Annotated in this window: 19 protein-coding genes; 4 read left to right on the top strand and 15 right to left on the bottom strand. The window is 52.3% G+C overall.

From position 1 onward, the window contains the following. The 7 genes from PHO67_08140 to PHO67_08110 all read right to left on the bottom strand — a co-directional run. Positions 1–1054, bottom strand: a 1054-nt coding sequence (locus PHO67_08140; protein ID MDD5547104.1) for a right-handed parallel beta-helix repeat-containing protein, incomplete at its 3' end; no start/stop codon positions are given. Between the two features lie 10 nt (positions 1055–1064). Then, complete coding sequence (locus tag PHO67_08135) at positions 1065–1607, bottom strand: hypothetical protein (protein ID MDD5547103.1); 543 nt, start codon at positions 1605–1607, stop codon at positions 1065–1067. Positions 1608–1749: 142 nt separating this feature from the next. After that, positions 1750–2529, bottom strand: a complete 780-nt coding sequence (locus tag PHO67_08130) for a hypothetical protein (GenBank protein ID MDD5547102.1) — start codon at positions 2527–2529, stop codon at positions 1750–1752. Next, a complete protein-coding gene (locus PHO67_08125; protein MDD5547101.1) occupies positions 2522–3025 on the bottom strand; it encodes a hypothetical protein in 504 nt (167 codons plus the stop codon). Before PHO67_08125 ends, PHO67_08130 begins: the two co-directional genes overlap by 8 nt. Before the next feature lie 12 nt (positions 3026–3037). Continuing rightward, entirely contained in the window at positions 3038–3388 is a 351-nt protein-coding gene (locus PHO67_08120) for a hypothetical protein (protein MDD5547100.1), read from the bottom strand. A 24-nt stretch (positions 3389–3412) separates the two neighbouring features. Then, on the bottom strand, positions 3413–3859 hold the full coding sequence (locus PHO67_08115; GenBank protein MDD5547099.1) for a hypothetical protein: 447 nt from the start codon (positions 3857–3859) through the stop codon (positions 3413–3415). A 327-nt stretch (positions 3860–4186) separates the two neighbouring features. Next, positions 4187–4390, bottom strand: coding sequence for a hypothetical protein (locus PHO67_08110; GenBank protein MDD5547098.1), 204 nt, complete (start codon positions 4388–4390; stop codon positions 4187–4189). A gap of 58 nt (positions 4391–4448) precedes the next feature. Between PHO67_08110 and PHO67_08105 the strand changes: the two genes are divergently transcribed. Then, the gene (locus tag PHO67_08105; protein ID MDD5547097.1) at positions 4449–4577 is read left to right on the top strand and encodes a hypothetical protein; all 129 of its coding nucleotides are present in this window, start codon (positions 4449–4451) and stop codon (positions 4575–4577) included. Between the two features lie 111 nt (positions 4578–4688). Here PHO67_08105 and PHO67_08100 read toward each other — a convergent pair whose 3' ends face one another. The 8 genes from PHO67_08100 to PHO67_08065 form a co-directional block, all read right to left on the bottom strand. After that, a complete protein-coding gene (locus PHO67_08100; GenBank protein ID MDD5547096.1) occupies positions 4689–5282 on the bottom strand; it encodes a hypothetical protein in 594 nt (197 codons plus the stop codon). 612 nt (positions 5283–5894) lie between these two features. Next, entirely contained in the window at positions 5895–6053 is a 159-nt protein-coding gene (locus tag PHO67_08095) for a hypothetical protein (protein ID MDD5547095.1), read from the bottom strand. A 14-nt stretch (positions 6054–6067) separates the two neighbouring features. Further along, positions 6068–7306 (bottom strand): hypothetical protein, encoded by a 1239-nt coding sequence (locus PHO67_08090; protein ID MDD5547094.1) that lies wholly within the window; start codon positions 7304–7306, stop codon positions 6068–6070. After that, positions 7306–7839: a hypothetical protein gene (locus PHO67_08085; GenBank protein MDD5547093.1), complete on the bottom strand. Its 534-nt coding sequence runs from the start codon at positions 7837–7839 to the stop codon at positions 7306–7308. The genes PHO67_08090 and PHO67_08085 overlap by 1 nt, the downstream gene beginning before the upstream one ends. Positions 7840–7873: 34 nt before the next feature. After that, positions 7874–8527: a hypothetical protein gene (locus PHO67_08080; protein ID MDD5547092.1), complete on the bottom strand. Its 654-nt coding sequence runs from the start codon at positions 8525–8527 to the stop codon at positions 7874–7876. Between the two features lie 74 nt (positions 8528–8601). After that, positions 8602–9015, bottom strand: coding sequence for a hypothetical protein (locus PHO67_08075; protein ID MDD5547091.1), 414 nt, complete (start codon positions 9013–9015; stop codon positions 8602–8604). A gap of 9 nt (positions 9016–9024) precedes the next feature. After that, positions 9025–10230 carry a hypothetical protein gene (locus PHO67_08070; GenBank protein MDD5547090.1) on the bottom strand — a complete coding sequence of 402 codons (1206 nt, stop codon included), beginning with the start codon at positions 10228–10230 and terminating at the stop codon, positions 9025–9027. Next, on the bottom strand, positions 10217–10879 hold the full coding sequence (locus PHO67_08065) for a hypothetical protein (protein ID MDD5547089.1): 663 nt from the start codon (positions 10877–10879) through the stop codon (positions 10217–10219). Before PHO67_08065 ends, PHO67_08070 begins: the two co-directional genes overlap by 14 nt. A 952-nt stretch (positions 10880–11831) precedes the next feature. On the opposite strand from PHO67_08065, the gene PHO67_08060 reads away from it, so the two are divergent. The 3 genes from PHO67_08060 (at position 11832) to PHO67_08050 (ending at position 12719) form a co-directional block, all read left to right on the top strand. After that, positions 11832–12128 (top strand): hypothetical protein, encoded by a 297-nt coding sequence (locus PHO67_08060; GenBank protein ID MDD5547088.1) that lies wholly within the window; start codon positions 11832–11834, stop codon positions 12126–12128. A gap of 29 nt (positions 12129–12157) precedes the next feature. Continuing rightward, positions 12158–12403: a hypothetical protein gene (locus PHO67_08055; GenBank protein ID MDD5547087.1), complete on the top strand. Its 246-nt coding sequence runs from the start codon at positions 12158–12160 to the stop codon at positions 12401–12403. A 73-nt stretch (positions 12404–12476) separates the two neighbouring features. Then, a complete protein-coding gene (locus PHO67_08050) occupies positions 12477–12719 on the top strand; it encodes a hypothetical protein (protein ID MDD5547086.1) in 243 nt (80 codons plus the stop codon). Positions 12720–12851: the final 132 nt, after the last annotated feature.

The raw sequence follows: 12851 nt of genomic DNA, 5'->3' as shown, positions 1-12851 counted from the left end.
CTTCCAGGTCGTCGGTGAGCTGCTCGGCGGGGTGCGCGCCGATGTTGGTCGAGGGATTAGGCACCGGTATGAAGATGAACGGCAGCTGCGTGCCTACGCCTAAGTCCTGTGCCGCGCCGGAAACGTTACCGATCAGTACATTGTTCATGAGGCGATTATTGATACAGGTGGGACCGCCGATATTGATACCGTAACCGCCGCAGGAGCTTATGAAGTTGTTCTCGAAGAAGTTGTTATTGGAGTCGGAGAGCAGCCTTATACCATTGGCGATAGCACCGTAGATATAATTGTCTTTGATCTCGCTCTCCATCAGGCCGAACGTCGGCACGGTAGCGATACCGTAATCTATGCCATTGTCCCCGATGGAAGTCATCAGGTTATTGTATATCTTGTGGTAATAGTGCCCCACACACTGACCAAAATTGATACCGCTGGCTCCTGTAGCTGTAATAAAGTTATTGTATATAGAGAACCTGAGACTCTGCTCGGTTACATCAGGCACTATGTTAATGCCGTGGTTATCCGTAGAAGCTATCCAGCAGCCTCTAATAACAATATTATCGGATTCCGTGCCTTCTATATGTATGCCATCGCTATCACTCTCTACTATAGCTACATCTTCAACTAAAGTAGTATCGTAGGCGGCTTCTATGAAGATACAGTGGCATACTTTACCGCCACCGCCTCTCGTATATATTACGAGATTTTTTACCTTTGATCCTGCTATACCACTGATAACGATACCGTGCTCGCCGGTGGCTAACCCGGCGCCATCTATTGCGGTGGCAAAGTTTTGCCCTTCGATAGTAATGTAATCGCCGGGAACTATTATGGGATCCGCCAGTATAAAATTACCCTCGGAGAGCACCACTCGCCCGCCGCCCGCCGGCAGATCTGCCAAAGCCGCGTTGATCTGAACTTCGTCCGCCACGCCGTCGCAGATATAGTCCGCCTGGGCGCGGCACTTGTCCAGCGAATCGGAAGCCGCCACAAAAAGAGTTGCCACTCTCGGCGGCATCCAAAGGCCTTGTGACGGTGTTCCTCCTTTAGCCATCGCTCACTCCTTAAATCGCTGACGGGATCTCTAAAACCTTGAATGTCTGGATAGTGCAGTTGATACCGTATTGATAATTGATAGTATCGCCGTCCGCTACCAGCGTATCAAACTCAAAAAGCGCGCCTGCAGGCAGTGCTACAGCATGGTTATAAGCCACTGTCTGGGTATTGCCGGCGCGGGTAATGGTCACGTAAAATATTCCGCTAACGGTGCACGCCACCTGGCAACGGAAGAGCGACGGGCTGATTATAGGCGCCAGGGCCGCTCCAAGAAAATCGGCCGGAGTAAGGTAAGCCGTGTTGTGTACGGTAGCCCTCACCTGCGGCTCCATGGGGCTATTGGCGATCAGAATACGGTAAGTATCTCCAGCAAGTACAGCTACTCCAAGATCGTCAAAGCTGATTGCGGTAGCTGCATTGGTGGTTATGTATCGCTGGTAGCTTATGCCGGTAGCAATATGAGTAATCTCAACCGTTCTGCCTTCCATGATATCGACACCCCAGTTCTTTGTGGTATCGATAAGGGTAAGGTTAGTGCCCCCAGTTGCCACCCCCTCATCTACTACTACGCTTGAGATGGTGGATATCGAGCCATCCGGAAGCAGGCGCAGTGGTATCCAAACTTCACGACCAGGAGTTGAGCTTAAATAATCCTTCCCAAATATCTTACTTCCTGCTGACATACCCCACCTCTTAAGTGTTATTTGGCTCGTTGATCGTCGCTATAAAATCATCCAGGTAAGTATAATCATTCCTGGCTGCGGCGCTTGCTATCTGGAACTCTGCGGCCATATGCTTACCGGCTATCGGTGCGGGCAAGAAAGGCACACTGCGCTGGGTGATATCAAACTCGTTCTGGTTGAATAAAATGCGTGTATAGAGTGCGGTCTGAGTATCCCATACCATCTTTATAGTATTGTAGCTCTGGTCGTCGAAGAGCGCTTCAACGTCATTACTAACAAGGACTGCGCCGGCGGTAGCATCAAAAACATAGAGCTGTGCCCCCACCAGGTACCACATGGCGTAATACTGGTTGACGTTATCCGAGTAATAACTGATGCCGGACAGTATATTAAAGAGCTCTATCGCGAAGGAGAACTCCATACCCGCTTTGTTAGGGTTGTCTACGCCCCAACTACGCCGCACACTAGAATTCGTGGCCAGACCGCCGCTGAGCTTCATACTGAATCCGCCGTTCCTGAAGCTCTCCGTGCTCCACTCGCAATCACTGCCCGCGCCGGCCCCAAGTGTCGGCACCCAGGAAGATAATCCGTTCTCAAAGTTGTCGTGGATGACCACACTGCCGCGCCTGTCGATGGAGTTATAGGCACCCAGGCGCGTGGCCAGCTCGCCGTTATCGTTGTTTGTGTATATGCTCCCCTGCGGCACCCCGCCGATCGGAGCCTGGGATGAGTAGTCCGGGAGGCCTACGCCGCGTGGTTCTATTGTCCATTCTCTCGCGATACTAGCCACTGATATCCTCCTCCACGGTGACTGTCACAGTGATCGTGTGCGGGTTAATCGCGTCGCCGTTTTGCATATCTACCCAAATGTTTTCCTCCTGGGCCACTGGGATATTAAGGTTGTCAAATACCGGGGTCGCGTCATTAAGCGCAACGAAGCCTGTCTCGGGCAGTATACGCTTATTACCGATGCCTACGGCGACATCGACCAGGGCATTGCAGCCTGCCGGCCAATGCCTTAGTATCTTTCTAACTTTACCCGGATAAGGAGATTGGACGCTCAGCCTTAACGCTTGCCCTGGAACTAATATCTGCTGGAAGGGCACTTCCTGTGTTCTTCCCATGGTCATTTGTTCACCTCCCAGCTCCTGTAAGTAATTCGTTAATGATTCCAGTTGCTCGCCAACCACCTTCAGTTTATCATCAGCCGACATATATTTGTCGAGGAAATTGCCTCCTCCTCCCGGTACTGAGAACGGTATACGAGGCCCTGTCTGCTTTGCCATGAGAGGCCTCCTTTAAATTTCTTCGACTTCGATAGTAACACTGATACCGAGCACTGTCGATTCGAACGTTATCGCGGGTAGCGCGGCGGTCCACTGGATCTCGACGTTTGGGAAGTCTCCCTCCTCAAGTTGCCCGTCTAATCCGGTGAGCGTCACTATCGGCGGCAGCACGGCGGCGAAGGCGCCGGCAAGCCCCTGTCCCAAGCTCAAGTTGGAGCCGGCGCCGCAGGCGTTGGTCCACATTATCCTGCGGATGATGGCGGTCCTGCCCGGTGTGATATTGTACAGTGCAGCAGCCGCGCCGGTTACCGGCGATACGACTACCGCAGACTGCTTTCTGATTCCCGATCTATTCTGAACCATGGTCAAACCTCCTCATGTTATCGGCTAATCGCTGCCAGACGGCACGAATACCACTTGGTTAACTTTCTGCTTGACTTCGTTAGGTGTCTTCTCAGCGATCTTCATATCCTCGAGCATGTATCGGTAGCCGAAGAACGCTATCCGTGACATCGCTGTGGCATAGGCTGTTGGATTGGTGCAGTTGACCCATATCGAGTTGTCCTGCAGTATTACGATCTCGGTAGTGTGCAGGCACGGATCGCTAATCTCTGTGAACCTGTCGACACGCGCTGAGATATTGGCGGCGGTGAACCTGCTTTCCGCCCTGCCGAGCTTCACCTCCACCTGGATATCGTCCAGCGGGAAACACCTGAGTTGTATCATGCCCGGCGGTGTCGTTTGCTGGTCCAGGTTAATGAGTCTCACATCACCGGAATTAGCCAGCGCTGCGAGCGCGCCCTGGTCGAAGATCATCGCTTGTGACCGCGGCATCGGCTCAACGAACATAACCCGGTACAGGTGCCACATGGCTTTCATCCAAATCGCCACGTTCTCGTTCACCAGTGCGATGGGGTCAATCGGCCCAGCCTTTGCAGCATACAATCTTTCTGCCATGTCCATCCTCCTGTTTTAAAACAATAAAACCCCGCGGCTCTCCGGCTGGGGGTTTGACCTCTGCTCTATGATTGCTATTGATTTATGTATTGCGGTTTCAACCATTCTCATTGTTCCTTCATTCCTTGAAATGGTCTGTATTCAATTGTCTGGAATAGTGGGGGCGGGAGACCCGCCCCCACTCGGTTGCTACTTATATTAGGCTTATGTGCCTACTGCCGCTGCGATTAGCAATTTCATGCTTGCGCCTGCAAGGCTCGCGGCTGTGCTCTTGCGCACCCGGACCGCGAGGCGGGGGCTGCCGACTATCCGTATAGGATGGGGCAGCATATACGGCGTGTTTTTGCCCTCTACCACGGCGAACAGCTCGCTGCCGAAGTGGACCATTGCCAGATCTACTTCAGCCAACGCTACACCGCTGGCGATGGCGAAGTCTGCCAGGAACGCCTCCACGACTGGAGTCGTTATGAACACTCCGCATAACCAGCACGGATTAGGCACAGCCGCCGCGGCCACGATCTGCACGTATGCAGACCAGACCCAGGCGCCCGCAGCCGCATCTGACACTGCTGCTGTCGGCGCACCGACCGGCTGAACGGTATAACGGATAAGGTCGCTCTCTACAAGAGTCTTATATGTTGCCTTTGTTTCCTGTGGTACTCCCATTAGCTTGTACTCCTCTCTCTAAATTTAATGGACACAGTGGTTAGCTGACCTGCTCGCGGCGTGGCTCGATCGCGTACCCCTTGAGGATAAGGATCGTGCCGGCAGCGCCGATTGGGATCCTGTTCGTCACCTGGATGAAGCAGTTCTCCTGCGGGTCGTATGTGACAGGGACACCGAAGTACCCGTCGCTCTCCATCTTGGTGTAGCAGCTCTCAACATTGACAACTGCCGCGGTGCGACCAGCTCCGCCGGGGCCGCTGCGGAAGAATATCTCGGAGATCTCCGGGGCAGCGGCTTCGAAAGCGGCGCCGAAGAACACCAGGATTGTGTTTACGGGCACGCGCTCGTTGATCCAGTTGGTGACGGTGAAGGCCGCGGCTACCGCGGCTGCGGGCGCCGGGAATATCCAGCGATCGCCGGCGGCGAAGGCTGTAGGCAGGTCGATACTCGGGCGTATCTCGCGTACTGCGAGCTCAGCGCCATTTGCGCCAAGCTTCTTGTAAATAGCGCGGTCCATACCCGCTGCTATCGCGGATTCCTTCATGTTCTTCTGATCTGTTACCGTCAGCTCACCCGACGGTATGAAAGTGGAAAATGATGCTCCCTTATATTTTGGATCATCTAACAGTCCCATGGTTGGTTCCTCCTTCTAAGTATAAGTTAATACTGGGGGTTGATTCTCATCATCCCTGACTATACCTGCGGTTTTATCGGCTGGGTGTCGCGCCAGTCATAAGCCACAGGTAACCCTGCGCGCCTGGCCGCCGGTAACGCTACCGGGGACCCGGCCCGTCTGCCGGTGCTGGTGCCACTCATCAGTGAGGGCAGTGACGCACCGAGGGTGGCCACGCTCGCCGCGGCGATACCCATTGATGCTTCACCCGGAACACCGTCCAGATACATGGCGCCCGCGACACCTCCTGCTCCCAGGAGAAGGGTCAGCGGCATGCCCCATGTCGGTCTCGCTTTGACGAGCTGGCTCATTGCGAGCCCTGTGACGAAAGCGCCCCCGAGGACGATGGCTTTGGCTCCCGCACTTCCTGCGACCACATTTACCTTTGCTGCCATGGTGTCCTTCTTTCTCCGGTACGCGCTCATTTTACGGTTACGTCAAAACGCTCACCGATATTTATTTTGAGTCCGCAGAGACTGTCGTAAAAAGAAATGAGCCCAGACCTTTCCTAATACGAACAGTCTCTGGGCTCAATTTGAACGATATCCGATTATTAAAAGTTTGTCAATAGTGTTATTCCGCTGGTGAAAGCTCATCTATATCATATTCGAACGCAGTATCGTTTATATCTGGCTTTCTAAAAAGCGATATAACACCAAGCGTCACGCTGGATATACCTAATATCAAACTAAACGTACCTAAAAGAACGCCGATATTGATATTATTCTTCATCCTTTATCCTCCAGCTACGCTACTTTAAATACGTCCCTGTCCCAATCCGCTTTAATCATACCGCCGCCACCGATGTTCAGGTCGCCGCCGACCTTTTGTACGGCTTTAATCATATCGATGCTACGACCTGATCCGAGGGTGGAATAGAACACTCCTGTCATCGTCACGCTCACAGTAGCCCAATCGCTCGAGCTTGGGAGTAGAGCATTCGCAGTAGCCCACACGCCGTCCTCACTGCCATCTTTCAGCCCGGCGCCAAACAGAAAAGCTCCCCCTCCCTTATAAATAACATTCATCGTTACACTAAACGCCTGGCCGTTGGAAAGCAGTCCGCTCGCCGGCGTCTTTGAGGTCATGATAAGGTTTTCAGTATCCTGGAAATCAGCTCCCTCGTTCAACAGCGTAAATATCTCAAATTCTTCACTGCCGCCCACATCGCCCCAGAATGGTCCTTCTTCTCCAATGTTCTGTATTTTGGCAGCTACTGGAGATTGCTGCTCGGTCCAGTCCATCGGTACGTTACAGCTTAAAGTAAATGTCGTCGGCTCTCCGGCGGGTAGAGATATTAACTTATCTTGACCTTCATAAGGCGTTAATTTATTTTCTGCTATTAAGTCCAGCCTGAACGTGCGTAAGAGATTCGATTGAGTGCTGTTATTCACAATAACCTCAACCTGAGCCTGCTGAACCTTCCCCACGACAAGCGACGGGTTAACGGCCCTCACACTAACTATCTCAAGTATGCCCGTGTCCCCTGTATCGCTCTGGATAGCGAACGCCGCGCTGGCGGTCCATACCGGCCCGCTGACGCCAAGCAGAATAAGCTGTGCGTTCAACTGTTTCCCCGGACCCCAGTCCCCCGGCAGCGTATAACTGATTATGACGTTCGCGGTTTCTCCGGGCTGCAGGGCTCCGACCGACTGGGGAGCCCCCTCGATCGGGGACTCAAATATGCCGGTACCCCACATATCCAGGCGCAAGATCGGCGATTGCACCGACTCTGATTTATTAGTGATTGTAACTTCAACCTCGGCGACGCCTCCCCGCGGAAGTACCGGGTCCACTATCTCAACAGAGATATCAAAATAAGTGAGATCCTCAACGCCGCCGCGCATTACAAACCAAACAACGCCGCCGATGATGGCGCCGGCCACAACGCCGCCGACAACAAGAGGCAGAATCCCGCCTCCGGCGGACCTCATAATAAACGCCTGGGGTGGAGAAGGTGCAGGTGCTTTCTCTTCTTCTGCCATTACGACCTCCGTTTCAGGTACACACCTATGCCGATAGCGGACGCGGCCACCGCCAGGCCTGCGGTAACAGGTATCCACCATTTCTTCCAAAAACTACCATCGACTTCCTCTTCCCCGCCATTTTCATCACCGTCATCGGGTATATCCTGAAAATCGGTGTTTTTCACCGTGAAACTCTGCGTTACATCTGTTCTAATCCAAAGGATCCCTGCGGCCTCCAGCTCGGCGATCTCTTGGTCGCTGTATCCAAGCTCGTCGCTATAGATTGGGAGGAAGATGGCTACTTTAAAAGTCGCGCTCTGCGTGTTAGGCATCGGCCTTCCCTCGGGACGCAATACTTCATCCTCATGGTTAGGGCTGAGGATTGTTATGCCGTCATACTCAATCTGGGAGCCCTGCACGTCGTCATACCACCCAAGCCCGAATCCTACTGCAGGCGCGCCGTCCGCCAGATGCACGGTGCAGTAGGGTCGAATCTCATCACCTGTACCAGCGGTCTCAGGGGCCTGCATATCGCTTATAGATACATTCATGTCTCACCATCCTCGCGTTATTACGGCGTAATAATCACCTTTGTATCCTGTAATGCGCGTATAATGCATCCATCTTGGCCTGCTTATTACGCGGGAAGTTACAAAAGTCCTGCCACCCATCCCGCTCCTCTATAACCAGCTTATCGTTAAACCTGATATATGGAACGTAAGGGTCGCCCTCTGCCACAGCGCTCACTCCTTCAATTTTAGCTTCTGGTATTGTCGTGTCCAGGGTAAAGAAGCTAGATCCCTGTACTATCGATACCCAGGCGTGTCCCCACCCGGTGTAAGTGCCGACGGTGCAATAAACCTCATTCTCCGGCATGAAGTTTCTTAATAATGATACAAGGACCGTTGCCGACCCTTCACAGTCGCCGTAGCGCGGTGGATCCAGCGTTTCCCACGGCAGCTCCCAGAAGTCATCGATCTTACTGGAGCGTTTCACCGGCATCCTGATGATGGGGCAGCCGCGAAGGAAGCTGACTTTTTCGTGGAAGTCCTGTACATCATTACATGAAGGCGGATACTTAATGTTATGGCATACCCAATCCCAGCAGTTCCATATCCTGTCGCCCTCTGCGCTGATCCCGGCGAGCACGTCCCGGACGCTCGGGGTAAATGGCGTCACGAATTCGCGGATATCGAGGTACTCATTACCGAAGCGCTTGCCATAAACAGGATAATCCATCTTATCACCAACATAAAAAAATAGGGCGAAGGTATCACCTACGCCCTAAATATATCGCCTTATATCCGCTGTTGTCAAACTAACAGAGTGCCCACGGACTTCAGCTCACCCTGGACCCATCCTGGGTGTCTGGCAAGGACCGCGCCCTGTGCCGGCAGCTTATCCGATATCAGAAATATCAACCTGTCTACACTGATATTCTCCAGTAGTTCCAACCCTTTGTTTTTTGCCGCCGGCGCGCCGGCTTTCCTTGACTTATCTATTCGTCTTTTGATATCCGGGTAACCTTCAAGGATCGTGTCCACCACCAGAAGCAGCTCCTCCCGCGGTCGCTGTTTCAGCATATCCACAAGACTCCACCCTTCATTGATACGTCTCTCGAGTTCCTGCGCCTCCAGCGCGCCCAGGTAGTAAGCAATAAACTCAGCTATCGGCCTTGTTATCCTGGATGTTACCAGGCGTGTTATAAAACTGTTCTCTGATACCATGGCCGTCAACTACCCCTTTCTGTCTTTTTCTTTGCTTTCATCGGCCTGATCCGGTGCGCTGTCGTCTACCGGCGCTTCGGCGTCCGGACCTTTTACGACATCCCGATTACAGTGGGGGCAAACAACACCATAGCCGGCAGGTATATTTACAGGGAATTTTAACGGCTTACCGCAGCCCGGGTGTGGACAGGCTACTTCTTCGATAATAAATTGCTCAGGGAGCGGTGTATTCTTGGTTGCTACCACAGCTTGGGCGCGGTCTGGTTCAGATGGCGGCTCCTGATGTTTCACTGAAGACCTTTTAGGCTGAGGGCGCGGGGCAGGCCGCGGCGCCGTCACATCAGTAGATGTTTCTTCACCCTCATCTTTTTCGCCGCCCCTTTTTGGAGAGACCGCTGCAAGTATATCAGGCATATAACTCTGCACCATCTCGAAGAAGCTGCCGAGCTTCTCCATCTTCATCTTCTGTAAATCCTGGGTCTGTCTCATTCTTTCACGTTCTCGGTCATCGTCTAATAATAGACGGGCGACCTCAAGCCGGCCTATACTGGCTATACTACTGGGATCCAAAGCCGTGCGCTGCGGCTCTTCAACCCCTAAAGCTCTCTTTAACCTATCTCCAAGCGATAATCTGTCTAATATCTCATCTACCGGATCCTTGGGTTTTGTAGCCGCCTGATCCAGGTTAAGTAGCTTATTGACCGCTGCCGTGGTCAAGGCGTTACCTGTTACCTGGTCGGCCAGGCCAAACAACCCGGACGCCCCGGAATTGTTTCTAGCCTCATTCTGGCTCTTAACGAAGGCCTGCATAGTCTCGTACATGCGAGCCACTACGCTGTCGATGGTGCCTAACCTCATCTCGAGGTTAGCCCGTCGTTCTTGATCCAACTCGGAGCGCAAAGCCTCGGTTTCCCTCTGCCTTATCTCGCTTATTTTGGTAAAGTCGATACCGAGCATATTGCCGACTTTTGCCAGCTGCTCGAGGTTATTCTCTCCGACCGACGACGCCACTCTATTAGAATAAGGCGAATCAAACGCGCCCATCGCCTGCCCGATCTTACCGATCTTTGCTATCTCAAGTTGTTCGTTTAGGCTCGCCAATATATCATCGGCGGTTACCTTCTTTTTTAGTGCCGGCTGATCGCTGCTATCGCCGCCTACCGGCCTGAAGGGTATAACATCACTCACTGTAGCTTTTTTATTATCTTTGTCCATTCTCACTGCCTCCACATACTTTAACGCAAAACTCGCCGGCCATCCCTCTTAGGTCGAAGTCTTTGGCGTGTTCCAGGTAAAACTGTGTTATTGTCTGCGTTATCCACTCTCCGCGGCTGGGCGGCTCCATACCCATGGCTACGCATCTATCACAGAATAGTTTATAAAGAAGGAGGAGCTCCGCGGGCAGCTCATCGGTGGCCGCGACCCACTTTGCGACAAGCGGCGATCTCGGCTTCCAGTCAGGTTTTTCCTCTTTATCCTCATCTTTATTCTTCTGGCCGCTGCCCCAGGCGAGCTGGGGGGGGTGAGCTACTTTCGTGGCGGATAGACCGAGGAGGTTCGCCTGCCGCATATTGTCGGCCAGAACCTCTCCTGTTTCGGCGTCGACCAGCCGCCATTTATGCTTATCCTTCTCGCCTTTTTCTTTTGCTTCCCTGATGTGAGCTATGTAGTCCTTGCCGAACCTGTCGCTTTCGGCGTTGCATAAACACCGCCATACAAGTATACGCTCTGGAGTTATTTCTGGCTCCTTTTTGAGACTACTTTTTTGGCTCCTTTTATTTTGGCTGGCGCCAGACTCAATAAATTTGAGGTTTTCTTCTTTTGAGGGGTTTGAAGGCCCGGGGAGCACATTAACTTTCGTCATGATTAGCCTCCTTTCACTGGCAACAGAATAAACAGTTAGATTAAATTTGTCAAGTTTTACCAGTTTTTTAAGTTATGCACACCCCCTGTTATTAGCACTACATTACAATTACGAAGTATCAGATAGCGATATATAACATGAAATGTAAGTCATAATAATAAGGGGTTTGGTGTTGTGGTTGGTGGAAAATATTATGTAATGGAGTTCTCACGATTATAACTTTACATATTATACTACTTTATGTCTATAAGATTTTTGGTAACAAAAATAGCCATTTTACGAAGATATAGCAAAACAACATAGTGCGAACCACAATCGTAGTTTAGAAAAAAAACAACATAGTGCGAACCACACGAAGTGCATAATATGTGCATAAGTTACTTAAAAATGTGCAGAGTTTGTGCAGAGTTTGTGCAGAAATATAACTCAGGGGCCCGGGTGGACTGTGTAAAAGTTTTTGGGTGAAAAGCCTTCCGGGAGTTTTGCACAGAGTTATGCACATATTATGCACACCCCCTGCGGCCTTGACCAGGCTGTGGTTTTATGCTATGTTCAAAGAGGCTTCGGGAGGTATAAAATGCATCCTTCAATAGTTAAGTTCTGTGTAAATGTCCTGGGTATGGGCATAGATACCATCATAACTGAGTTTACCGTCCGGGCGAGAAATCGTGCCAGTTTAAAGATGTACGACTCTGCGATCGAACATGCCGCGAAGGTGGAGCAGGCCGTCAACGGCGGCGATCTAAACGAAGAGTTCGGCCTTAATATTATCCGTGGTAAAAAACCGATCGACGCCGCCGTGTCCGCTATGGCCGGGCCCGCGCCGGCGCCCGGGTTTGAAGATGACACCGCACCCCACGCCGGCACGTCACAGCTTAGCGCCGCTGGCCGCGCGTGCATTCCGTGCGGTAATGACCATTTTTCCACAGTGAGCGGTCTCCTGGCGGAGGCTATGCGCTTCGCACGGTCCTCCGATATTGCCGATCCCGAGGTAGTCAAGCGGATCAGCCTGGCGGAGGACGAGCTCAACGCTTTCGAGCGCGTCGACGCCGCCCCGGATAAGATAGCGGCGCTCCCGGAGGAAGAGCAGTATATCATCTCCGCCATGACTCAGGACTCCAGGACCATCAGGCACCGGCTCAGCGACCTGCAATCCCCGGACGATCTGCTGCAGCTGGCCGCCGATGTCAAGAAGTTGCGCGAGGGTTACAGGATGCAGGTTTTCGGCATGCAGCTGGCACATAGCTAAAGGAGGCTACATAGCTAAAGGAGGCTAACGTGGGAGATGAGAAGAAATCAGACGTTATAGTAGAAGCAGCAAGCGCGCAGGTAGTAAAGATAGAAGCTCCGGATAAACTGAATATACCCCTGGTGGAATTCAAGTGCGGCGGTTGCAGGCGGGTCCTGGCGCTTTACGCTATTATCGATGGCTGTATGGTGGTGAAGTGTAAAAGATGCAAGGCGTGGAACTGTATTGACATTCACAGCGAAGTACAGGATAATGGCGGTGTAAAGGTCGGGTAGGCAGACGGCCATCTAGGCATAAGGCCACCACCACTCCGGGGTTACAGGAGTAAATAAAAGAAGGAGCGCTCTAATGATAATCACAAGTTTCAGGTCCGTTGGTTATCTGAAGTCCCGCCCCAGGGCACATAAACTCGAGGGCATTATGACCAAGCAGCATGCCGGAATGGTTATCGCTGCAAACCCGAAGCCCTATCCCATCAACTCGGCCCAGCGGAAGGTCCGCGACGCCGCTGCCGCTTGCGGGATCAAGAAAGGCATGAGCCGCGCCGCGCTGGTAACAGCGATGCGCACCTGCATCCCGGGCAAGTTTTAAATAGACAGCCGGTGAGGCAGTAGAATAGGACATAAGACGAGGGGTTTGACCCCTCGTCTTATTTTGTTATAATGATGTCGTGAGTGAGACAAGAGGTAAAAAGGGATTTTCTGTACACAGGCTGCCGTCTAG

The organism is Candidatus Omnitrophota bacterium (genome assembly GCA_028716565.1).
Taxonomy (GTDB): domain Bacteria; phylum Omnitrophota; class Gorgyraeia; order Pluralincolimonadales; family Pluralincolimonadaceae; genus Pluralincolimonas.
The sequence above is the reverse complement of the archived record's forward strand: the minus strand, read 5'-3'. Positions and strand labels throughout refer to the sequence as shown.